Consider the following 22,358-nt stretch of genomic DNA (forward strand, 5'->3'; position numbering starts at 1 on the left):
TCTGGAACATTCGAGGGATCAGTTCGGGATTTCCACCCGCATGTCGTGACGCACCTTCGCCGCGAAGGCGCCCGCCTCGTCGGCGGTGGGGGGTACACGTTCCGGCACTTGAGTACGGCGCCGCCCTCGACCGTCGGCCGGGCCCTCTTCGGGGCGTCGGCCGACGCCAGGGGCGAGGGTGACGGCTATTGCCCGGGATGCACGGCTTGCACGCCGGTGCCGTTGTACAACTCGGGATCCAGAGTGAGCAGGAAGCGCCCATCGGGGAACCGGGCGGAAGGGCGTGCCATGTGCACTGCGTGTGCTGTTGCCCAGCCGTGTCCGGCGCGGACGAGCTCGGTGGCGGTGGTGGCGGCGTCGGTGTCGAGCGGCTCGGTGGTGATGAAGCGCAGGCCGGTGATGTAGGGCAGGACGCCGGGGCGGGTGATGTCGGCGGCGGCCAGAGCGAGGACGGGTGCGTAGAGGGTGCCGAGGCCGCCGGAAGCCTGCACGTAGAACGCGGCCACTGCTTCGTTGGCCGGGTCCTTGGGGTCGTGGAGGGCGGTCGAGGTCGTGTGGTCGAGGACGACCGCGATGGGGTTCACGCGGCCTTCGTCCCCCGCCCGGCGGCGAGGCGCTGCAGCAGGACGCGGGCGTTGGTCTCGGCCTCGGCGCTGACGGTGACGCCGAGGGCGGCGGCGAGTTCGGCGCGGGCCTGCTCGGCGCGCTCAAGGAGCTCGTCCTGGGTGGGTTCCGCCTGGGCGAGCTCATCGACCAGGCTGCGAATGGTGGTGTTGTGCTCGGCGGCCAGGGCCGCCAGGCGGTCGCGTGTGCTCACGCTCACCTTGATGCTTGTTTCGTCTGCCATAAACCCACTCTACTGACGGTAGAGGAGGTCTCGCAGGGGAACGCCCGAGGTCGGAAACGGGTTCGTGAGCCTCCGCCCCCGCCCCGTAGAATTCCCCCGTGACCGATAACACTCAGCAGCAACCGCACAGCGTCCCCGAACTGCCGACCCAGTACGCGCCGGCCGAAGTAGAGGGGCCGCTGTACGAGCGCTGGGTAGAGCGGGGCTACTTCGAGGCCGACGCGCAGAGCGACAAAGAGCCGTACACGATCGTCATCCCGCCGCCGAACGTCACGGGCTCCCTCCACCTCGGCCACGCGTTCGAGCACACGCTGATCGACGCGCTCACGCGCCGCAAGCGCATGCAGGGCTTCGAGGTGCTGTGGCAGCCCGGCATGGACCACGCCGGCATCGCCACGCAGAACGTGGTCGAGCGCGAGCTGGCCAAGGAGGGCAAGTCCCGGCACGACCTCGGCCGCGAGGCGTTCGTCGAGCGCGTCTGGCAGTGGAAGGCGGAGTCCGGCGGGCAGATCTCCGGCCAGATGCGCCGCCTCGGTGACGGTGTCGCCTGGTCGCGCGAGCGCTTCACCATGGACGAGGGTCTCTCCAAAGCCGTCCAGACGATCTTCAAGAAGCTCTACGACGACGAGCTGATCTACCGCGCCGAGCGCATCATCAACTGGTGCCCGCGCTGCCTCACCGCCATCTCGGACATCGAGGTGGAGTACCAGGACGACGACGGCGAGCTCGTCTCGATCACCTACGGCGAGGGGGACGCCTCCATCGTCGTCGCGACGACCCGCGCCGAGACGATGCTCGGTGACACCGCCGTCGCCGTCCACCCCGAGGACGAGCGCTACCGGCACCTCATCGGCACCGAGATCGAGCTGCCGCTGACCGGCCGCCGCATCCCGGTCGTCGCCGACGAGCACGTCGACCCCGAGTTCGGCACGGGCGCCGTCAAGGTCACCCCGGCCCACGACCCGAACGACTTCGAGATCGGCCGCCGGCACGACCTGCCCTCGCTGACCGTCCTCGACGAGCACGGCGTCATCACCGTCCACGGCCCCTTCCTCGGCCTGGACCGCTTCGAGGCCCGCTCCGCGATCGTCGGCGCCCTGCGCGCCGAGGGCCGGATCGTCGCCGAGAAGCGCCCGTACACCCACTCCGTGGGCCACTGCTCGCGCTGCAAGACGACGCTCGAGCCGCGCCAGTCCATGCAGTGGTGGGTCAGGACCGCCCCGCTGGCCAAGGCCGCGGCCGACGCCGTCCGCGGGGGCAAGGTCAGGATCCACCCCCAGGAGATGGAGAAGCGCTACTTCGAGTGGGTCGACAACCTGCACGACTGGTGCATCTCGCGCCAGCTGTGGTGGGGCCACCGCATCCCGGTCTGGTACGGCCCGGACGGCGAGATGGTCTGCGTCGGCCCGGACGAGCAGCCTCCGGCGGGCGAGGGCTGGCACCAGGAGACCGACGTCCTGGACACCTGGTTCTCCTCCGGCCTGTGGCCGTTCTCCACGCTCGGCTGGCCCGAGCAGACCGAGAGCGTCCAGAAGTTCTACCCGAACTCCGTCCTCGTCACCGGCTACGACATCCTCTTCTTCTGGGTCGTCCGGATGATGATGTTCGGCCTCTACGCGATGGACGGCACCCCGCCGTTCCACACCATCGCCCTGCACGGCATGGTCCGCGACCAGTTCGGCAAGAAGATGTCGAAGTCCTTCGGCAACGCGGTCAACCCGCTTGACTGGATGGACAAGTACGGCTCCGACGCCGTCCGCTTCACCCTCGCCCGCGGCGCCAACCCCGGTGTGGACGTGCCGATCGGCGAGGACTGGGTCCAGGGCTCGCGCAACTTCGCCAACAAGGTGTGGAACGCGACGCGCTTCGCGCTGATGAACGGTGCCACCGTCGAGGGTGAACTGCCGTCCGCGGAGCAGATGTCGGCCACCGACCGCTGGATCCTCTCGCGGCTCAACTCCGTCGTGGCCGAGGTCGACGCGTACTACGACGACTACCAGTTCGCGAAGCTCACGGACACGCTCTTCCACTTCGCGTGGGACGAGGTCTTCGACTGGTACGTCGAGCTGTCCAAGACCACGTTCATGGGCGGCGGCGAGCCGGCCAAGGTCTCGGCGCGCGTCCTCGGCGAGGTCCTGGACGTCACGCTGCGCCTGCTGCACCCGGTCGTCCCGTTCGTCACCGAGACGCTGTGGACCGCGCTCACCGGCAAGGAGTCGGTCGTCGTCGCCGAGTGGCCGGCCGACAGCGGCTTCCGCGACGCCGCCGCCGAGCGGGAGATCGAGGAGCTGCAGCGGGTCATCACCGAGGTGCGGCGCTTCCGCTCGGACCAGGGGCTGCAGCCGGGTCAGAAGGTTCCGGCGCAGCTGGAGCTGTCCGGCACGGCGCTCGCGGCCCACGAGGCCGCGATCCGTCAGCTGCTGCGGCTGCAGCCGGCCGGGGAGGGCTTCCAGGCCACCGCGACCCTGCCGGTGGCCGGGGCCACCGTTGCCCTCGACCTCTCGGGCGTGATCGACTTCGAGGCCGAGCGGAAGCGGCTGGCGAAGGATCTCGCTGCCGCGGAGAAGGAGCTTTCGCAGGCGAACGCCAAGCTGGGGAACGAGGCGTTCCTGGCCAAGGCGCCGGACGCGGTCAAGGAGAAGATCCAGAAGCGGAAGGCTGCCGCCGAGGCCGACATCGAGCGGATCAGCGGGCAGCTGGCGGCGTTGCCGCAGGCGTAGTTCGTCGGCTGCGGGCCGGCTGTGGCCGGTCGCGCAGTTCCCCGCGCCCCTTCGGGGCGCAGGATGCGGCTACGTGCAGGTAACCCCCGCGCCCCTGACGGGGCACGGGATCCGGATGCAACAATCCCCGCGCCCCCTTACGGGGCGCGGGGATTTCCCTTATCGGCTTCGTGCGTCCCACGGCCTCGTCCTGCCCGGGTCCCACATCGGCCCCCACGGGCCCTCCACAGGCTCCTCCTCCAGGCGGTTGAGGGGTCTGTCCTTGTTGCGCTCGCGGCGGTCGCGGACCGGGGCGAAGAGGACGTACAGCGTGGTGACCGCCACGAAGACGAGGCGGATGAATCCGCGTGCCGAGTCGTCCGGCACGACGAACACGCTGCCGTAGAGCACGATCAGAGCGATCCAGCTCCACCACGGCACCAGGCGCCGCTGCCCGCACACGTCCCACAGCAGGGTGCCGAGCAGCACGGAGGCCGTGTAGTAGGTGTAGACGCTCGGGTCGAGGACGATGCGGGCGTTGGCGCCCAGCAGGACGACCGCCGCCCAGCGGCCCCGCCACACCGCGATCGCGCCCAGTGCGAGGCCCAGTGCGGCCTGCGCGGGGCGGGCCCAGTCGGGCGTCTCGGGGTCGTTGGCGCCCAGCCAACGCAGCGCGGACGCCGGGTTGTTGGGGATGGTGAACTTCGCGGCCGCGAAGGAGTGCGGGTCCATGATGAAGAACGGCAGCCAGGCGACGGCCACCAGGCCCACGCACCACAGCACCGCCCGCATCCAGCGTTCCCGGGGCAGGGCGAGGATCAGCGGCAGGAAGGCCAGTGCGGTCGGCTTGGAGTCCATCGCCAGGGCGAGGCAGGCGCCGACGGCGGCGGCGTTGCAGCGCGTCAGGAACCACACGGCCAACGCCGTGAAGAACAGGGCGAGTACGTCGTCGAGGTGTCCGAAGCGGACCGAGACCTCGATCCACATGGGGATGAACGCCGCCCCGGCGATCAGCACGCGCTGCCGCAGCCGTTGGTGGTTGGTGCCCGTGCCGAGGAAGTGGGTGGCGGCGCTGCGCCCGGCCAGCACCACGATCACCAGGCCGAGGGCGGACATCAGCGCGGCCGCGAGGAACTGGCCGGCGTGCTCCGAGAAGGGGTTGAACACTCCCGCGACCAGGAAGCTGATCGGGCCCATCTGGAGCTCGGGGTGGTGGGCGTAGAGGTTGAGCCCGCCCGTGCCGCCGGACCCGTCGTAGATCAGCTCGCCGCCGGTGCGCAAGTAGTGCCAGGAGAAGCCGCCGTTGGGCTCCACCACGGCGAACCACAGCACGGTCCACGCAGTCAGCAGCAGCAAGTGCATCCGATTGCTGAGTTGTCGGGTGCGCACAACGCTCCGTTCCGCCACCCGGAACCGGTCCCGGGCATGAATATCACCGGCGGTCAGATGGCGGAACGGAGGTGGAGGTTGCCTCGATCGGCGAAGAAGTGACTCACGTCATTCCGGTCAGGCCTCGATGGCGACCGGGCCCGACTCGACCGTCTCGGCGTTGCGCCGCGTCTTCGCCCAGCCGTTGCGGCCGCGCAGCATCCGGACGAAGCCGCGGGCGGAGGCGGGGAAGAGGTGGTACGCGTACAGCCACAGCGCCAGGCCCCACAGCAGGGCGGCCAGGAACGAGGCATCGGACGCGCGGTCCCGGCGGTAGACCGGGCCCCACAGCACGAACGGCATGACCGAGACCACGGCCAGGGCGAGCACCAGCGGCCACAGCGCCAGCATGCCGCCGAACGCCTCGCCGGGGCCGTCCTCGGCGGCGGTCAGGCCGAGGAGGACGAACATCACGGCGCAGAGCGCGAGCGTGACCAGGTGGGCGACCGGCTGGAGGAAGGTGTACAGCGTCTCCAGGACGCCCTTGCCGCCGTAGTGGCGCGAGGAGACGATGCGCGGCGCGTAGCGGACGCACTGCAGGTTGCCCTGCGCCCAGCGGGTGCGCTGGGTGAGGAAGCGGCGGCCGTGCGGCAGGCCCTCCTGGGAGACCCAGGTGTCGGCTATGTGGGATATGCGGTCACCGGTGAGGATCATGTGCAGGCCGAGCTCGTAGTCCTCCAGCAGGGCGCCGCGCTGCCAGGGGCGCCGCTCGGCGGCGGCGATGCGGTCCAGGGAGGCGAGACGGGTGAACTGCCCGTTGCCGCCGAGACCGACGGAGCCGGTGCGGCCGCGCAGCAGCTGCATGCCGGCGTTGGAGACGGAGAACTCCATGTCCTGCATGCGGACCAGGAGCCGGGCGAAGGCGTTGCGCACGCGGCCGCGGTCCGGGAGCGGGCGGGGGTCGCCGGCGTTGCGCATCCGGACGCTGACCTGCACGCCGCCGGTCTCGGGGTCGCCGAAGCCGGCCGGGCCGCTGACGATGTCCAGGGCGTTCGGGTCGAGCTGGCCGTCGGCGTCGATGACGCACACGACGACGCGCTCGCGGTCGGTGTGCTTCGACAGGAACTGGTTCAGCTCGTCGTACGCGGCATTGAGCGCCGCGCCCTTGCCCTGGCGGGCGTTGGGGCGGTGGCGGCGCACGAGGTGGACGCGGCGGTCCTCCTCGGCGAGCCCGGCCACGATGGTGCCGGTGCGGTCGTCGCTGTCGTCGTCGATGACCCAGACGTGCGCGCGGGGGTGGTCGGCGCGCAGCCGGCCGACGGTCGTGCCGACGACCGCCTCCTCGTCCCGGCAGGGCACGAAGAAGTGCCAGTCGAGGGCGTCGGCGTCGCCGGGCTCGGCCTCGGGCCGCCGCAGGTAGGCGTGACGGGCGCCGGCCCAGTAGAGGAGGAAGCAGAGGAGGAGGAAGAAGGGGAACGCGAGCAGGAAGGGGCTGGAGAACATGCGGGGGTAAAACTCCGGGGAGGGTGTGAACGTGCGTCGGTGGGGCGGCGGTTACGCGGCGGCGGCCAGCTGCTGCGGGGCGGTGACGGTCGTCAGCAGCGCGACGATCCGCTCGGACGCGGTGCCGTCCCCGAAGGGGCTCGGCAGGGCGGCCAGGCGGGCCAGGCCCGCGGGGCCCTCCGCCAGTCGCCGGCGGGCGGCCTCACCGATCGCCGGGCCGGGCTCGACCAGGTCCGCGAAGTCGGCCATGGCCTCGGGCCGTTCGGTCGAGCGGCGCACGACGACCAGCGGGCGGCCCAGCACGGTGCACTCCTCCTGGATGCCGCCGGAGTCGGACACCAGCAGCGCGGAGTGCCGGGCCAGGGCGAGGAACTCGGAGTAGCCCAGCGGGGCGCTCACGGTGAGCGGGGCGAGCAGGTCCGTCAGCCCGGCGGCCTCGACACGGGCCCGGGTGCGCGGGTGCAGCGGCAGCACGACCGGGCGCTCGGCCGTGGCCAGGGCGCCGAGCTCGGTGAGGATGGCGCGCAGGGCGTCGGCGGAGTCGGTGTTCTCGGGGCGGTGGACGGTCGCCAGGACGTACGCGTCGGCGGTCAGCCCGTGCCGCGCGAGCAGCGCCGACCGCTCGGCGGCGGCCGGGAGCCGGCCGTGCACGGCCTCGACCACGGTGTTGCCGGTGACGGCGATGCGTGCGTCGTCGATGCCCTCGGCGAGCAGGTTGGCGCGGTTGTCCTCGGTGGCGGCGCACAGCACGTCGGCGATGCGGTCGATGAGCACGCGGTTGTGCTCCTCGGGCATGTTGCGGTCGTGGCTGCGCAGCCCGGCCTCGACGTGCAGCAGGGGGATGCCGTGGGCGTTGGCGGCCAGCGCGCCGGCGAGGGAGGCGTTGGTGTCGCCCTGGACGACGACGGCGAGCGGCGGCTCGGCGGTGAACAGCTCGTCGAGCTGGCCGAGCGCGGCGGATATCTGCACGGCGCGCGGCTGCCCGCCGACGCCGGTGAGGAAGGTGGGCTCGGGCAGCCCGAGCTCGGTCAGGAAGCGGCCCGACAGCGCCTCGTCGTAGTGCTGCCCGGTGTGGATCAGGTGGGCGGCGGGTCCCAGGAGACGGCAGAGGTCCGTGAGCTTGACGAGCTCGGGGCGGGTGCCGAGGACGATGACGATGCTGCGGGGCGGCAGGGACATGCGGGGGCTCTCCTGGGGCTGGCGGGGGCGGTGACAGCTCCAGAGCCTGAGGGGCGACGGTTGCGTCGCCGGATGAGGTTCGGTTGCCGGACGGTAGCGGTTTTTTGGGGCGGGGCGGGGCGTCCCGTAAGGGGTGCGGGGAACTGCGCGACCAGCCACAGTCGGCCCGCACAGGACAACCGGGTCCGGGGGCGGAGCCCCCAGGACGTCAGCCCCGGTATCGGTACCCCAAGCCCCTGACCGCCTCCAGGGGGTCCGCCGCTTCGTCACCGGCCGCCTGGCGCAGTTTGCGCCGCAACCGCATCACGGCGAACTTCACCCGCTCCCGCCCCGTCCCCTCCGGGTCGTCCCAGACCCGGTCCAGCAGCTGGTCCGTCGTGAGCACGCGGCCCCGGTTGCGGACGAGCAGCTGCAGCAGCCGGTACTCGATGTCGCTGAGCCGCGCCTCCTGGCCCTGCCACACCGCCGAGCGGCGTTCCGGCACGAGCCGCAGCCCGTCCTCGCCGAAGGAGTCGCCGGCCCAGCCGGCGGCGGGCGCGCTGCGCCGCAGCAGCGCCTCGACCCGGGCCAGCAGCTCGTCGTTGCCGAACGGCTTCGGCAGGTAGTCGTCCGCCCCGGCCCGCAGGCCGCGCACCCGGTCGGTCTCGGCGCCCCGCGCCGTCAGCAGCAGGACGGGCAGGTCGCTCATGTCCCGGGTGCGCTCCAGCACCTGCCAGCCGTCGATCCCGGGCAGTTCGATGTCGAGGAGCATCAGCGCGGGCCGCTCGGCGAAGAGCAGGCGGAGCCCGTCGCGCCCGTTGCCGGCGTGGACGACCTCGTACCCCGCGCGCGTCAGCAGGGTGCGCAGCGCGAGTGCGAGGTCGGGGTCGTCCTCGACGACGAGCACCCGGGTCATGCCGGCCCCCCGACGGGCAGCCCGATGGTGAAGACCGCGCCCTCGCCCTCCCGGCCGCCGGCGGTCAGCGTGCCGCCGTGCTGCTCCACGACCGTCCGGCTGATCGCGAGGCCCAGCCCGGTGCCCGGGTAGTCGCCGCTCCGGGCGTTGGGCGCCCGGACGAAGCCGTTGAAGATCTCCGCGCGGGACGCCTCGGGGATGCCGATCCCGGTGTCGGCGACCTCGATCCGCCAGTGGCCTTCGTGCGGCGCCGCCGTGACGGTGATCCGCCCGCCGGGCGGGGTGAACTTGGCCGCGTTCTCCAGCAGGTTGCCCAGTACGTGCTGGAGCCGGTGCCGGTCCCCGCGCAGGACGGGGCCGGGCGTGCAGTCCAGGACGGTGAAGACGTGGGAGGTGCTGCCTGCGCTCCGGGCCATGTGGTCCATGACCGCGTCCTGCAGCATCGCGGGCACGTCGACGGGCCCGAACTCCAGCGGCGGCCCGGTGGCCCGCATCCGGGTGGTGAGCAGCAGGTCGGCGATGACGCGCTGCATCCGGTCCGCGTTGCGGTGGACGGCGTCGAGGAGTCGGGACTGCTCGTCGCCGAGCGCACCGAAGTTCGGGTCCCGCAGCAGGTCGCAGAAGCTGAGGATCGAGGAGAGCGGGGTGCGCAGCTCGTGCGAGGCGGCGGCGGTGAAGGAGTTGCGCTGCCGGGCCAGCTCGGTGAGCTCCACGTTGTCGCGTTCGGCGTCGCGCTCGCGGCGTTTGTGCTCGGTGATGTCGGTGAACAGCCACATCCCGCCGAGGTACTCCTCGCCGCGGCGCAGCGGCTCGACCTGGCGGCGGATGACGCGCCCGTCGACGAGGGGGATCTCGGCGACCCGGTGGACGTGCCGGCGGGCGAGGATCTCGCCCGGGGTGCGGGGGCCCTCGAAGCCGGCGGTGAAGAAGGCCCGGACGAGGGGGACGAGCGGCCGCATGGAGGCGCCGGGGGAGAGGTCGGCCCGGCCCTCCAGGTCGAACATCTCGACGAACCGGCGGTTGACGGCCAGCACCTCGTCCTCCGGGCTCTGCAGGACCGCTCCGGAGGGCAGCGCCTCCAGGACCGCCTGCAGGCGGTCCCGGTGCTCGCAGCCGTGCGGGCCACAGCCGCGTGGACTTTTCTCCTCATCCACGGACAAAAACCTAGGGCATTCCGGAACGTCCTGCTCCGCTTGGACGGCTCCGGGAGCGGCCCTTGCCGGGTCTGTCGGCCCGGCTCCGTAGACTGGTCGGCGTGAGCGAGCGCCCCCTGAACGACGAGACCGGCGACCATGAATCCGGCAACTCCGGCGAAGCCGACGAGTTTGCCGAAATCACTGAAGCCGAGACGAACCGCGACCCCGACCTGGCCGTGATCGAGGCCGGGAGCCGCACCCTGCGCACCATGGCCGGGCCGCCTCAGGGCGATGCCGTTCCGGCCCGCCCGGAGGACCCGGAGGTGGACCGGGCGCTGCGCGAGGTGGAGGCCGAGCTGGCGGGGCGCTGGGGCGAGACCAAGCTCGACCCCTCGCTGTCGCGCATCGAGGCGCTGATGGACGTCCTCGGCGAGCCGCAGCGCGCCTACCCGTCGATCCACATCACCGGCACCAACGGCAAGACCAGCACCGCCCGCATGATCGAGGCCCTGCTGGCCGCCTTCGACCTGCGCACCGGCCGCTACACCAGCCCGCACGTCCAGTCCGTGACCGAGCGCATAAGCCTGGACGGCGCCCCGATCGCGGCCGAGCGCTTCATCGAGACGTACCGCGACATCCTGCCGTACGTCCAGATGGTCGACGAGCGCGAGGAGCACCGCCTCTCCTTCTTCGAGGTGCTCACCGGCATGGCCTACGCGGCCTTCGCCGACGCCCCGGTGGACGTGGCGGTCGTCGAGGTCGGCATGGGCGGCTCGTGGGACGCGACGAACGTCGTGGACGGCACGGTCGCCGTCGTCACCCCGATCGCCCTCGACCACACCGACCGGCTCGGCTCCACGCCCGGCGAGATCGCCCAGGAGAAGGGCGGGATCATCAAGCCCGACGCCACGGTGGTGCTCGCCCAGCAGCCGGTGGACGCCGCGCAGGTGCTCCTCAAGCGCGCGGTCGAGGTCGACGCCACGGTGGCCCGCGAGGGCATGGAGTTCGGCGTCACCGCCCGCGAGGTCGCCGTCGGCGGCCAGCTGCTGACGCTGCGCGGCCTCGGCGGCGACTACCCGGAGGTCTTCCTCCCGCTCTACGGCGCGCACCAGGCGCACAACGCCGCCGTCGCGCTGGCCGCGGTCGAGGCGTTCTTCGGCATCGGCTCGGAGCACGCCCGCACGCTCGACCTCGACACCGTGCGCCGGGCCTTCGCCTCGGTCACCTCGCCGGGCCGTCTCGAAGTGGTGCGCCGCAGCCCCACGGTGGTGCTGGACGCCGCGCACAACCCCGCGGGCGCCCGTGCAACCGCCGAGGCGGTGGGCGAGGCGTTCGGTTTCAGCCGTCTCATCGGCGTGATCGGCGCCAGCGCCGACAAGGACGTGCGCGGCCTGCTGGAGGCCTTCGAGCCGGTCTTCGCCGAGGTCGTCATCACCCGCAACTCCACCCAGCGCGCGATGGACGCCGACGAGCTCGCCGCGGTGGCGGTGGAGGTCTTCGGCGCCGAGCGGGTGCAGGTCGAACCGCGCTTGGACGACGCCCTGGAGGCGGCGATCACCCTCGCCGAGGAGGAGGACGAGTACGCGGGCGCCGGTGTGCTGGTGGCCGGTTCGGTGATCACGGTCGGCGAGGCCCGGCTGCTCCTGGGAAGGAAGTGAGATGCGGACGCTGTGCGCGAGCACTCTGATCGGTGAATTCTTCGTCATCGGATTCGCCGGTCTGGTGGCCATGAAGGACCCGGGCCTGTCGACGGCCACGGTCTGGGCGGTCTGCGGGACCACGATGGTGCTGAGCGTGCTGCTCTGCGGAATGATCACCAGGCCGGGCGGGATAGTGCTGGGCTGGGCGCTGCAGGCCGCATTGATCGCGAGCGGTTTCGTGGTCCCGGTGATGTTCATCCTCGGCGTCGTCTTCGCCGGCCTGTGGTGGTGCTCGGTCCATTTCGGCCGCAAGATCGACGAAGCGAAGGCGCGCTTCGCGCGCATGAGCGAGGAGGCGGCGCCGGAAACGGCGTGACCATCGTGGGCGGCTGCGGGCCGGCTTCGGCCGATCGCGCGGTTCCCCGCGCCCCTTCGGGGCGCGGTACTCGTCTGACCTGCGCAGGGACCCGGTACCGGCCGTGCCGGGTGCCCCTGTACCCTCTGCGGCAACCGCACTGATCACAAGGAGCCGCCACATGAGCCAGCGCACCCTCGTCCTTCTCAAGCCCGACGCCGTCCGGCGTGGCCTGATCGGCGAGATCGTCGGCCGGATCGAGCGCAAGGCGGGCTGGACGATCGGCGCGCTGGAGCTGCGCACCCTGGACCGCGCGACCCTGGAGCAGCACTACGCCGAGCACGAGGGCCGCGACTTCTACGAGCCGCTGATGGGCTTCATGGCCTCCGGCCCGGTCGTCGCCATGGTCGTCGAGGGCGAGCGCGTGATCGAGGGCGTCCGCGCCCTGGCCGGCCCGACGGACCCGATCGCGGCGGCCCCCGGCTCGATCCGTGGCGACTTCGGCACCATCACCCGCGAGAACCTCATCCACGCCTCGGACTCCGAGGAGTCCGCAGAGCGGGAAATCAAGATTTTCTTTCCTGGCCTCGCCTGATAGCCGATCAGAGATGCACCCATTCTGATCAGGGGCGACCGATTAATTGTCGGTCGCCCCCTGGCATATGCGGAGCGAACGAGGGAACCTCTCACTCCGACACGACGTCACCATTACGGGGGCGCGCTTGTGTTCTGCCGACAATGGCGGAGGAACCCTCGCGCCGCGCCCCACCGCCGCGCGAGACTACGATGAAGTGCTCCCGCGCCCGCAGCGCACCACCTGCCGACCTCAAGTAAGCAATCGCTCCAGTTGGGAAGGCCAGACGTATCCTCATGGGGAACAATATGTCGTTCATCGGCCGTGACATGGCTGTCGACCTCGGGACCGCCAACACGCTGGTGTACGTCAGAGGCCGCGGGATCGTCCTCAACGAGCCGTCTGTCGTCGCCATCAACACCAACACCGGCGGCATCCTCGCAGTGGGCGCCGAGGCCAAGAAGATGATCGGCCGCACCCCGGGGAACATCGTCGCCGTCCGTCCGCTCAAGGACGGCGTGATCGCCGACTTCGAGATCACCGAGCGGATGCTCCGCTACTTCATCCTCAAGATCCACAAGCGTCGCTGGATGGCCCGTCCGCGCGTGGTGGTCTGTGTGCCCTCCGGCATCACCGGGGTCGAGCGCCGGGCCGTGATCGAGGCCTCCACCCAGGCCGGTGCCCGCCAGGTGCACATCATCGAGGAGCCGATGGCCGCCGCGATCGGCTCGGGCCTGCCCGTCCACGAGGCCACCGGCAACATGGTCGTCGACATCGGCGGCGGCACCACCGAGGTCGCGGTCATCTCGCTCGGCGGCATCGTCACGGCCCAGTCCATCCGGGTCGCGGGCGACGAGCTGGACAACGCGATCATCCAGCACATCAAGAAGGAGTACAGCCTCCTCCTCGGCGAGCGCACCGCCGAGCAGATCAAGATCACCATCGGCTCGGCGTACGACCTGGAGCAGGACGAGCACACCGAGATCCGCGGCCGCGACCTGGTCAGCGGTCTGCCCAAGACCGTGGTGATTTCGGCGGCCGAGGTCCGCAAGGCCATCGAGGAGCCCGTCAACTCCATCGTCGACGCGGTCAAGACCACCCTCGACAAGTGCCCGCCCGAGCTGTCGGGTGACGTCATGGACCGCGGCATCGTTCTTACCGGCGGGGGTGCCCTGCTGCGCGGCCTGGACGAGCGGCTGCGCCGCGAGACGGGCATGCCGATCCACATCGCCGAGGACCCGCTGGACTCGGTCGCCCTCGGCTCCGGCAAGTGCGTCGAGGAGTTCGAGGCCCTGCAGCAGGTCCTGGACGCCCAGCCCCGGCGGTGAGGCAGCGGGTCCGCCCGTCGCCGAGCCGGCGGCGGGCGGCGGTCACCGCGGCGCCCGGCGCACCCCCGCCGCCGGGAAACAACCTGATATACAGGCAGAACGCTTCCGATGACCGTCCGTACCCGCAGCGGAACGGTCCGACGAGAAGGGCACGCCGCCGCACGTGAGGGACACACGAGAGAGCCGGCTGCTGCTGGTGCTGCTGATCGCGATCGCCTTTGCGCTGATCACGGTGGACATCCGCGGCGGTGAGCAGTCCCCGCTCGACGGTGCCCGGCATGCCGCCGCCTCCGCCTTCGGCCCCGTGGAGAAAGGTGTCGCCGCCGCCGTCGACCCCGTCGGCAACGCCCTGGCCGCCGTGCGGGACTCCGGCGACCGCAGCCGCCGCATCACCGCCCTGGAGCGCGAGAACACCGCGCTCAAGCAGCGGCTCGGCAGCGACGACCGCAACAAGGGCCGGCTCCGCGACCTGGACCGCCTGCTGAAGACCGCGGGCGCCGGGCAGTACGGCATCAAGGGCGCCCAGGTCATCGCCATAGGAGCGGCCCAGGGCTTCTCCTGGACCGTCACGATCGACATCGGCAGCAACGACGGCGTCAGGCGCGACATGACCGTCATCAACGGCGACGGCCTCGTCGGCCGCGTCACCACCGTCGCCCCCTCCACCTCCACCGTGCTGCTCGCCAGCGACCCCAAGTTCACCGTCGGCACCCGCATGGAGAAGAGCGGCGAACTCGGCTTCGCCAACGGCCAGGGCGACAGCACCCTGCGCGTCGAACTCCTCAACGGCAAGGCCTCCGTGCACCGCGGCGACCGCCTGGTGACCTTCGGCTCCAGCAGGGACAAGCCCTTCGTCCCCGGTGTCCCGGTCGGCGAGGTCGTCCGCGTCGAGCCCTCCGGCGGCGGCCTGACCCGCACCCTCCAGGTGCGCCCCTTCGTCGGCTTCAGCAAGCTCGACCTCGTCGGCGTCGTCGTCCAGCCGCCCCGCGAGGACCCGCGCGACAGCGTCCTGCCGCCCAAGCCGGAAGCCCCCAAGCCCACCCCCACCGTGACCGTCACGGCTTCCCCCGCACCCTCCGCGTCTCCCAGCGACTGACCCAGGACTGACGATGCGTCTCAACCGGATCCTGCTCTCGACGGTGCTCGTGATGGTGGCCCTCGTCGTGCAGGTGAGCGTCTTCGCCCGGCTGCATCTGCCCGGAGCCGTCCCCGACCTGCTGCTCCTCGTGGTCGTCGGGCTCGGCCTGGTCTACGGGCACACCGCCGGCGCCCTCGTCGGCTTCGGCGCCGGGCTGCTCGCCGACCTCGCGCCGCCCGCCGACCACGCCACCGGCCGCTACGCCCTGGTGCTGTGCGTGGTCGGCTACCTCGTGGGCCTCGCCAAACCCGAGAGCGGGCAGCTGCGTTCGGCCACTCTGCCCATGGTCGTCGTGGCCGGCGCGGCCGTCGTCTCCACCCTGCTCTACGCGGGTGTCGGCGCCCTCGTCGGCGACACCGCCGCCCGCCACGTGGGCCTGACCGGGCTGGTGCTCACCGCCGCGCTCTACGATCTGCTGCTCGCCCCCTTCACGGTGCCGGTGATCATGGCGCTGGCCCGGCGCACCGTGGGCGACTCGCTCACCGGCGACGGCACGCCCGTCACGGCGGCCGCGGGCGACGGCGGGTACGGCCGGATGTCCGGCGGCAGCTTCCGGGTCTCCACCGGCGGCTTCCGCGGCGGACTGCGCAGCGCCTTCCGCGGCGGCCGGGGCGGCGGCATCGGCGGCCGGCGCAGCCCGGGCATGCTCACCTCGGTGCGCAAGCCGGGGCGGATCAAGGGGATCAAAGGTGTGAAGGGGGTCAAGAAGCTGTGAGCAAGGTGCCCAAGGTGCCGGAGAGCGGACGGGCCTCACGGGTCACGATCCGCCTGATCATCCTTCAGATCCTCGTCGTCTCGCTCCTGCTCACCCTCGGCGGCCGCCTCTGGTACCTGCAGATCCGCAACGGCGACCAGTACACCGCCGAGGCCGCCAACAACCACATCCAGCAGGTCGTCGCCCCCGCCACCCGCGGCTCGATCCTCGACGCCCGCGGCGTGCCGCTCGCCGACAACGAGACCCGCCTGGTCGTCTCCGCCAACCGCACCGACCTGATGCGGATGAAGGACAAGGGCAGAACCGTCCTCGCCCGCCTCGCCGGGGTGCTGGGCATGCCGCCCGAGGAGCTCGCCGCCAAGGTGCGGCTGTGCGACGCCAAGACGCCCAAGCCCTGCTGGGCCGGCTCCCCGTACCAGCCCATCCCGGTCACCGACCAGGCCACCACCCAGCAGGCCCTGCAGATCCGCGAGCGCGCCGAGGACTTCCCCGGCATCACCGCCGAACCCACCGCCGTGCGCCGCTACAGCGGCCCCGGCGGCTCCAACACGGCCCAGGTCCTCGGCTACCTCTCGCCCGTCACCGACGACGAGGTGAAGGAGGCCAAGAAGACCAGCACCCCGCTGATGAGCTCCGACCAGGTCGGCCGCTCGGGCCTGGAGCGACAGTACGACTCCGAGCTGCGCGGCAAGGCCGGCGTCACCCGCTACGAGGTCGACAACCTCGGCCGCGTCATCGGCAAGGCCAGGAGCGACAAGGCCGTGCCCGGTGCCAACGTCGTCACCAGCATCGACGCCCGCGTGCAGGCCATAGCGGAACGCGAGCTGGACCAGGCGATGAAGGACGCCCGCAAGGAGACCGACCGCAACACCGGCACCAACTACAAGGCCGACGCCGGGGCCGTCGTCGTCATGGAGTCGAAGACCGGGCGCGTGGTGGCCATGGCCTCCAACCCCGCCTACGACCCCAACGCCTGGGTCGGCGGCATCTCCGCCAAGGACTACAAGGCGCTCACCGGGCCGGACTCCGACTACCCGCTGCTCAACCGGGCCATCCAGGGCCAGGCGGCCCCCGGCTCCATCTTCAAGGTGGTCTCCACGACGGCCGCCGTCGCCGCCGGCAACGCGTTCACCGACCACTACAACTGCTCCAGCTCGTACAGCATCGGCAACCAGGTCTTCCAGAACTACGAGTCCAAGGGCTACGGCCCCATCGACCTCGGCCAGGCACTGGAGGTCTCCTGCGACACCGTCTTCTACGACCTGGCCTACCGCCAGTGGCAGAAGGACGGCGGCAACAACCCCAAGCACCCCGCGGACTGGTTCTACAAGACGGCCCACCGGTTCGGCCTCGGCAAGGAGACCGGCATCGACCTGCCGGGCGAGGTCCGCGGCCGGGTCCCGGACCGCGAGTGGAAGAAGCGGTACTGGGACGCCAACCAGGAGTCCTGGTGCAAGCAGGGCAAGACCGACGACAGTTACGCCGGGAAGATCGCCAAGGAGAACTGCGAGTCCGGCATGCGGATGCGCGCCGGTGACTCCGTCAACTACTCGATCGGCCAGGGCGACACGCTCGTCACGCCCGTCCAGATGGCCGACATCTACGCGGCCATCAGCAACGGCGGCACCCTCTACAACCCCACCGTCGGCAAGGCCATCGTCAGCCCCGACGGCAAGCACGTCCGCGAGATCAAGCCCACCGCGCACGGCCGGCTGCCCTTCGACGCCAAGCTGCGCGACCAGATCGACGGGGCGCTCGCGGGCGTGGCCACCCAGGGCACCGCGGCCTGGCGCTTCCAGGGCTGGCCGCAGAAGCAGATCCCCATGCACGCCAAGACCGGTACCGCAGAGGTCTACGGCAAGCAGACCACCTCCTGGTTCGCCACCTACACCTCCGACTACACGGTCGTGATGACGATCTCCCAGGGCGGCACCGGCTCCGGCGCCTCCGGGCCCGCCGTGCGCAACATCTACAACGCCCTCTACGGGGTCGACGAGCAGGGCAAGGTCAACGAGAAGAAGGCGCTCCTGCCGCACCCGGAGGCCCGGCTGCCGAAGATCGAGAAGGACGGCAGCATCGAGGCCCAGCACATCGACGCGCCCTCGCCGTCGCCCTCCGCGTCCTCCTCCGACGCCCCGGCCTCCGGCTCCCCGTCCCCGTCCGACGGCCCGTCCGCCTCGCCCGGCAGAAGGGAGGACGACCGGTGACCCTCCTGGGCCACGCCCCGGTCCGCCGGACCGCACCCGAACGCGGCATCTGGTCCCGGCTCACCGCCCGCGACTCCGTCCTGCGCCGCCTCGACTGGGTGATGCTGCTCGCCGCCCTCGCCCTCTCCGGCATCAGCACCCTGCTGGTCTACTCCGCCACCCGCGGGCGCACCGAGCTCACCCACGGCGACCCCTCCTACTTCCTGCTGCGCAACGTCCTCAACACCGGCATCGGGCTCGCCCTCGCCTTCGGCGTCGTCCGGATCGGCCACCACCGGCTGCGCGGTGCCGTGCCGCTGCTCTACGCGGTCTCGGTGCTCTTCACCGCCGCCGTGCTCACCCCGCTCGGCGCCACCATCAACGGCGCCCGCTCCTGGATCCAGCTGGGCGGCGGATTCTCCGTCCAGCCCTCCGAGTTCACGAAGATCACCATCGCGCTGGGCATGGCGATGCTGCTGGCCGCCAAGGTGGACGCCGGCGAACAGCGCCACCCCGACGGCCGCGCCGTCCTCCGGGCCCTGGGCGTGGCCGCCCTGCCCACGCTCGTCATCCTGCTGATGCCCGACCTGGGCTCCGTGATGGTGCTCGTGGTGATCGTGCTCGCCGTACTGCTCGCCTCCGGCGCCTCCCGGCGCTGGCTCGCGGGCCTGCTCGGGGCCGGCGTCGCGGGGTGCCTGCTCATCTGGCAGCTCGGGATCCTCGACTCCTACCAGATCAATCGTTTCGCCGCCTTCGCCAACCCCGCCCTCGACCCCACCGGCGTCGGCTACAACACCAACCAGGCCCGGATCGCCATCGGTTCGGGCGGCCTGACCGGCTCCGGCCTCTTCCACGGCTCCCAGACCACCGGCCGGTTCGTCCCCGAGCAGCAGACCGACTTCATCTTCACCGTGGCGGGGGAGGAGCTCGGCTTCATCGGCGCAGGCGCCGTCATCCTGCTGCTCGGCGTCGTGCTCTGGCGCGCCTGCCGGATCGCCCGCGGGACCACCGAGCTCTACGGCGCGATCGTGGCCGCCGGGATCGTCGCCTGGTTCGCCTTCCAGAGCTTCGAGAACATCGGCATGACGCTCGGCATCATGCCCGTGACGGGCCTGCCGCTGCCCTTCGTCTCCTACGGCGGCTCCTCCATGTTCGCCGCCTGGATCGCCGTCGGCCTGCTCCAGTCGATCCGGGTGCAGCGGCCCGTGACGGCATAGGGTCTGCCGTCCGGGCTTCCGGAGCATTAGATTCACTGTCATGGCGGACACCGTGCGAGAGATCGAGCGGAAGTACGAAGCCGGAGACGATACGGGCGCGGCCCGGTTCCCCGACCTGGGCGGGACCGCGCCCGTCGCCGGCGTCGCCGACCGGGGGACGCAGGAGCTGGACGCCGTCTACTACGACACCGCCGACCGCCGGCTCCTCGCCGCGGGCATCACCCTGCGCCGCCGCACCGGCGGCACCGACGCGGGCTGGCACCTCAAACTCCCCGTCGCCGAGGGAGTCCGCGACGAGATCCGCGCCCCCCTCGCCACCCGCGTCCCCCGCACCCTCGCCGCCCTCGTCCGCTCCCGCACCCGCGACTCCGCCCTCACCCCGCTCGTCCGCATCACCAGCCGCCGCCGGGTGCTGCACCTGCTGGACGAGCACGGCACACTGCTCGCCGAGGCGACCGAGGACCGCGTGCGCGCCGTCCGCCTCCGGGAGGACGAGAAAGTCACCGAGTGGACGGAGTACGAGGTCGAGCTGGCCGAGGGCACCGGCCCCGCCCTCTTCGACGCGCTCGAACCCCGCCTGCGCAAGGCCGGCCTGCGCCGCTCGAAGGCCCCCTCCAAGCTCTCCCGCGCCCTGGGCACCGCCCCCGCGGCCGAGGAGCGCAGGCCCGGCAGGGGCAGCGCCTCCGCGGGCGACCACGTCCTGGACTACCTGCGGCAGCAGGCCGAGGCCGTCGTCGCCCTGGACCCCGGCGCCCGCCGCGGCACCGAGGACGCCGTCCACCAGATGCGGGTCGCCACCAGGCGGCTGCGCGGCGCCTTCCGCTCGTACCGCAAGGTCCTCGACCGGCGGGCCACGGACCCGATCGGCGAGGAGCTCAAGTGGCTCGCCGCCGAGCTGGGCGTCGACCGCGACCGCGAAGTCCTCGCCGACCGGCTGCGGCAGCGCCTGGACGAGGTGCCGCGCGCCCTCGTCCGCGGCCCCGCCCGCGCCCGGCTGCGCACCTGGTCCGGCGGCCGCCGCGCCGGCTCGCGGCGCCGGCTGGCCGAGGTGCTCGACAGCAAGCGCTACCTCGCTCTGCTCGACGCGCTCGACGCCCTCCTCGCCGACCCGCCGCTGCGCCCGGCCGCCGCCCGTCCGCCGCAGCCCGTCCTGGCCAAGGCCGTCCTCGGCGACTACGGCCGGCTGGCCGTCCGCATCGACGCGGCCCTCGCCGCGGGCCCCGGGCCCGGCCGCGACAGCGCCCTGCACGACGCCCGCAAGGCCGCCAAGCGCGCCCGCTACGCGGCCGAGGCGGCCACCCCGGCGCTGGGCGGGGCGGCCCGGCGCTTCGCGCGGCAGATGAAGTCCGTCCAGACGCTCCTGGGCGACCACCAGGACAGCGTGATGGCCCGGGGCGCCCTGCGCGAGATAGCCGACCAGGCGCACGGGGCCGGGGAGCCGACGTTCACGTTCGGGCTGCTGTACGGCCGCGAGGAGCAGCAGGCCGCGCAGGACGAGGGCGAGCTGCCCGCCCTGTGGGCCGAGGCCTCGGACAAGCGGTGGCGGGCGGGGCTCGCCTGACGCGTCAGGGCGACTTCTGCGGCGCGTTACTCTTGAGGGTCACCCCTGTCCGCTCATGAGAGACATCGCGATGCCTGTCGAGTCGGTCTTCCCGCGCCTGGAAGCGCTTCTTCCGCACGTCCAGAAGCCCATCCAGTACGTCGGCGGAGAGCTCAACTCCACCGTCAAGCCCTGGGACGAGTGCGACGTGCGCTGGGCGCTCATGTACCCCGACGCCTACGAGGTCGGACTGCCCAACCAGGGCGTCATGATCCTGTACGAGGTCCTCAACGAGCGCGAGGGCGTCCTCGCCGAGCGCACCTACAGCGTGTGGCCGGACCTCGAGGCGCTGATGCGCGAGCACGGCGTGCCGCAGTTCACCGTGGACGCGCACCGGCCGGTCAAGGACTTCGACGTCTTCGGCCTGAGCTTCTCGACCGAGCTCGGCTACACCAACATGCTCGCGGCCCTGGACCTGTCCGGCATCCCGCTGGAGGCCAAGGACCGCGGCCTCGACGACCCGGTCGTGCTGGCGGGCGGCCACGCCGCGTTCAACCCCGAGCCGATCGCCGACTTCATCGACTGCGCCGTCATCGGCGACGGCGAGCAGGCCGTCCTGGAGATCACCGAGATCGTCCGGGCCTGGAAGGCCGAGGGCCGCCCGGGCGGGCGCGACGAACTGCTGTTCCGTCTCGCGCGGACGGGCGGCGTGTACGTCCCCCGGTTCTACGACGTGGAGTACCTGGCCGACGGCCGTATCGGCCGCGTCGTGCCCAACCGCTCCGGCGTGCCGTGGCGCGTGTCCAAGCACACCGTCATGGACCTCGACGAGTGGCCCTACCCCAAGCAGCCGCTCGTCCCGCTCGCCGAGACCGTGCACGAGCGGATGTCCGTCGAGATCTTCCGCGGCTGCACCCGCGGCTGCCGCTTCTGCCAGGCCGGCATGATCACGCGCCCGGTGCGCGAGCGCAGCATCACCGGCATCGGCGAGATGGTCGACAAGGGCCTCAAGGCGACCGGCTTCGAGGAGGTCGGCCTGCTGTCGCTGTCCTCGGCCGACCACACCGAGATCGGCGACGTCGCCAAGGGCCTGGCCGACCGGTACGAGGACGACAAGATCGGTCTCTCCCTGCCGTCGACCCGCGTGGACGCCTTCAACGTCGACCTCGCCAACGAGCTGACCCGCAACGGCCGTCGCTCCGGTCTGACCTTCGCCCCCGAGGGCGGCTCCGAGCGCATGCGCAAGGTCATCAACAAGATGGTCTCGGAAGAGGACCTCATCCGGACCGTCGCGACCGCGTACGGCAACGGCTGGCGCCAGGTGAAGCTGTACTTCATGTGCGGCCTGCCCACCGAGACCGACGAGGACGTGCTGCAGATCGCCGACATGGCGATGAACGTCATCCAGAAGGGCCGCGAGGTCTCGAAGGCCAACGACATCCGCTGCACGGTGTCGATCGGCGGCTTCGTGCCCAAGCCGCACACGCCGTTCCAGTGGGCGCCGCAGCTGTCCGCCGAGGAGACCGACGCGCGCCTGGCGAAGCTGCGCGACAAGATCCGCGGTGACAAGAAGTACGGCCGCTCGATCGGCTTCCGCTACCACGACGGCAAGCCCGGCATCGTCGAGGGCCTGCTCTCCCGCGGCGACCGCCGCCTCGGCTCGGTCATCCGCGCGGTCTACGAGTCCGGCGGGCGCTTCGACGGCTGGCGCGAGCACTTCTCGTACGACCGCTGGATGGAGTGCGCCGAGAAGACGCTGCCCCCGCAGGGCGTGGACGTCGACTGGTACACGACCCGCGAGCGCACGTACGAGGAGGTCCTGCCCTGGGACCACCTGGACTCCGGTCTCGACAAGGACTGGCTCTGGGAGGACTGGCAGGACGCCCTCGACGAGACCGAGGTCGACGACTGCCGCTGGACCCCCTGCTTCGACTGCGGCGTGTGCCCGCAGATGCAGACCGAGATCCAGATCGGCCCGACCGGCAAGAAGCTGCTGCCGCTGACGGTGGTGAAGTGACGTACGGTAGCTGTGTGCTGA

Annotated in this window: 18 protein-coding genes; 11 read left to right on the forward strand and 7 right to left on the reverse strand. The window is 71.7% G+C overall.

What is annotated here, in order from left to right:
* Positions 1-185: 185 nt before the first annotated feature.
* On the reverse strand, positions 186-584 hold the full coding sequence (locus ACLHRZ_RS25820) for a PIN domain-containing protein (protein WP_490420906.1): 399 nt from the start codon (positions 582-584) through the stop codon (positions 186-188).
* The gene (locus tag ACLHRZ_RS25825; protein WP_490420907.1) at positions 581-847 is read right to left on the reverse strand and encodes a hypothetical protein; all 267 of its coding nucleotides are present in this window, start codon (positions 845-847) and stop codon (positions 581-583) included. Before ACLHRZ_RS25825 ends, ACLHRZ_RS25820 begins: the two co-directional genes overlap by 4 nt.
* Positions 848-945: 98 nt before the next feature.
* On the opposite strand from ACLHRZ_RS25825, the gene ACLHRZ_RS25830 reads away from it, so the two are divergent.
* Positions 946-3,567 (forward strand): valine--tRNA ligase, encoded by a 2,622-nt coding sequence (locus ACLHRZ_RS25830; RefSeq protein WP_490420908.1) that lies wholly within the window; start codon positions 946-948, stop codon positions 3,565-3,567.
* A gap of 159 nt (positions 3,568-3,726) precedes the next feature.
* Here ACLHRZ_RS25830 and ACLHRZ_RS25835 read toward each other — a convergent pair whose 3' ends face one another.
* The 5 genes from ACLHRZ_RS25835 to ACLHRZ_RS25855 form a co-directional block, all read right to left on the reverse strand.
* Positions 3,727-4,935, reverse strand: a complete 1,209-nt coding sequence (locus ACLHRZ_RS25835) for a hypothetical protein (RefSeq protein ID WP_490420909.1) — start codon at positions 4,933-4,935, stop codon at positions 3,727-3,729.
* Positions 4,936-5,052: 117 nt separating this feature from the next.
* Positions 5,053-6,417, reverse strand: a complete 1,365-nt coding sequence (locus ACLHRZ_RS25840) for an XrtP-associated glycosyltransferase (RefSeq protein WP_490420910.1) — start codon at positions 6,415-6,417, stop codon at positions 5,053-5,055.
* A gap of 51 nt (positions 6,418-6,468) precedes the next feature.
* Positions 6,469-7,596 carry a non-hydrolyzing UDP-N-acetylglucosamine 2-epimerase gene (gene wecB, locus ACLHRZ_RS25845; RefSeq protein WP_490420911.1) on the reverse strand — a complete coding sequence of 376 codons (1,128 nt, stop codon included), beginning with the start codon at positions 7,594-7,596 and terminating at the stop codon, positions 6,469-6,471.
* A 208-nt stretch (positions 7,597-7,804) separates the two neighbouring features.
* Positions 7,805-8,491, reverse strand: a complete 687-nt coding sequence (locus ACLHRZ_RS25850; RefSeq protein ID WP_490420912.1) for a response regulator transcription factor — start codon at positions 8,489-8,491, stop codon at positions 7,805-7,807.
* Positions 8,488-9,645 carry a sensor histidine kinase gene (locus ACLHRZ_RS25855; protein ID WP_490420913.1) on the reverse strand — a complete coding sequence of 386 codons (1,158 nt, stop codon included), beginning with the start codon at positions 9,643-9,645 and terminating at the stop codon, positions 8,488-8,490. The genes ACLHRZ_RS25850 and ACLHRZ_RS25855 overlap by 4 nt, the downstream gene beginning before the upstream one ends.
* Positions 9,646-9,746: 101 nt before the next feature.
* Between ACLHRZ_RS25855 and folC the strand changes: the two genes are divergently transcribed.
* The 10 genes from folC (at position 9,747) to ACLHRZ_RS25905 (ending at position 22,337) form a co-directional block, all read left to right on the forward strand.
* Positions 9,747-11,285 (forward strand): bifunctional tetrahydrofolate synthase/dihydrofolate synthase, encoded by a 1,539-nt coding sequence (gene folC / locus ACLHRZ_RS25860; RefSeq protein WP_490420914.1) that lies wholly within the window; start codon positions 9,747-9,749, stop codon positions 11,283-11,285.
* Position 11,286: 1 nt separating this feature from the next.
* Positions 11,287-11,643, forward strand: coding sequence for a DUF4233 domain-containing protein (locus ACLHRZ_RS25865; RefSeq protein ID WP_490420915.1), 357 nt, complete (start codon positions 11,287-11,289; stop codon positions 11,641-11,643).
* A 160-nt stretch (positions 11,644-11,803) separates the two neighbouring features.
* Positions 11,804-12,217 (forward strand): nucleoside-diphosphate kinase, encoded by a 414-nt coding sequence (gene ndk, locus ACLHRZ_RS25870; RefSeq protein WP_490420916.1) that lies wholly within the window; start codon positions 11,804-11,806, stop codon positions 12,215-12,217.
* 287 nt (positions 12,218-12,504) lie between these two features.
* Entirely contained in the window at positions 12,505-13,524 is a 1,020-nt protein-coding gene (locus ACLHRZ_RS25875; RefSeq protein WP_004950903.1) for a rod shape-determining protein, read from the forward strand.
* A gap of 163 nt (positions 13,525-13,687) precedes the next feature.
* A complete protein-coding gene (gene mreC, locus ACLHRZ_RS25880; protein ID WP_490420917.1) occupies positions 13,688-14,620 on the forward strand; it encodes a rod shape-determining protein MreC in 933 nt (310 codons plus the stop codon).
* 13 nt (positions 14,621-14,633) lie between these two features.
* Complete coding sequence (gene mreD / locus ACLHRZ_RS25885) at positions 14,634-15,377, forward strand: rod shape-determining protein MreD (RefSeq protein WP_490420918.1); 744 nt, start codon at positions 14,634-14,636, stop codon at positions 15,375-15,377.
* Between the two features lie 5 nt (positions 15,378-15,382).
* The gene (mrdA, locus tag ACLHRZ_RS25890) at positions 15,383-17,584 is read left to right on the forward strand and encodes a penicillin-binding protein 2 (RefSeq protein ID WP_490421078.1); all 2,202 of its coding nucleotides are present in this window, start codon (positions 15,383-15,385) and stop codon (positions 17,582-17,584) included.
* A complete protein-coding gene (gene rodA, locus ACLHRZ_RS25895; protein ID WP_490420919.1) occupies positions 17,581-18,780 on the forward strand; it encodes a rod shape-determining protein RodA in 1,200 nt (399 codons plus the stop codon). The genes mrdA and rodA overlap by 4 nt, the downstream gene beginning before the upstream one ends.
* 40 nt (positions 18,781-18,820) lie before the next feature.
* Positions 18,821-20,341, forward strand: a complete 1,521-nt coding sequence (locus ACLHRZ_RS25900; RefSeq protein ID WP_490420920.1) for a CYTH and CHAD domain-containing protein — start codon at positions 18,821-18,823, stop codon at positions 20,339-20,341.
* Positions 20,342-20,411: 70 nt separating this feature from the next.
* On the forward strand, positions 20,412-22,337 hold the full coding sequence (locus ACLHRZ_RS25905; protein WP_490421079.1) for a TIGR03960 family B12-binding radical SAM protein: 1,926 nt from the start codon (positions 20,412-20,414) through the stop codon (positions 22,335-22,337).
* Positions 22,338-22,358: the final 21 nt, after the last annotated feature.

Source organism: Streptomyces sp. AM25 (genome assembly GCF_058146165.1).

What these genes read in the sequence shown, in the direction of transcription:
- ACLHRZ_RS25865 (WP_490420915.1), top strand. Translation starts at nt 11,287, where the DNA reads ATGCGGACGCTGTGCGCGAGCACTCTGATCGGTGAATTCTTCGTCATC.
- ACLHRZ_RS25840 (WP_490420910.1), bottom strand. Translation starts at nt 6,417, where the DNA reads ATGTTCTCCAGCCCCTTCCTGCTCGCGTTCCCCTTCTTCCTCCTCCTC.
- ndk (WP_490420916.1), top strand. Translation starts at nt 11,804, where the DNA reads ATGAGCCAGCGCACCCTCGTCCTTCTCAAGCCCGACGCCGTCCGGCGT.
- ACLHRZ_RS25825 (WP_490420907.1), bottom strand. Translation starts at nt 847, where the DNA reads ATGGCAGACGAAACAAGCATCAAGGTGAGCGTGAGCACACGCGACCGC.
- ACLHRZ_RS25850 (WP_490420912.1), bottom strand. Translation starts at nt 8,491, where the DNA reads ATGACCCGGGTGCTCGTCGTCGAGGACGACCCCGACCTCGCACTCGCG.
- ACLHRZ_RS25875 (WP_004950903.1), top strand. Translation starts at nt 12,505, where the DNA reads ATGTCGTTCATCGGCCGTGACATGGCTGTCGACCTCGGGACCGCCAAC.
- wecB (WP_490420911.1), bottom strand. Translation starts at nt 7,596, where the DNA reads ATGTCCCTGCCGCCCCGCAGCATCGTCATCGTCCTCGGCACCCGCCCC.
- ACLHRZ_RS25905 (WP_490421079.1), top strand. Translation starts at nt 20,412, where the DNA reads ATGCCTGTCGAGTCGGTCTTCCCGCGCCTGGAAGCGCTTCTTCCGCAC.
- mreD (WP_490420918.1), top strand. Translation starts at nt 14,634, where the DNA reads ATGCGTCTCAACCGGATCCTGCTCTCGACGGTGCTCGTGATGGTGGCC.
- ACLHRZ_RS25900 (WP_490420920.1), top strand. Translation starts at nt 18,821, where the DNA reads ATGGCGGACACCGTGCGAGAGATCGAGCGGAAGTACGAAGCCGGAGAC.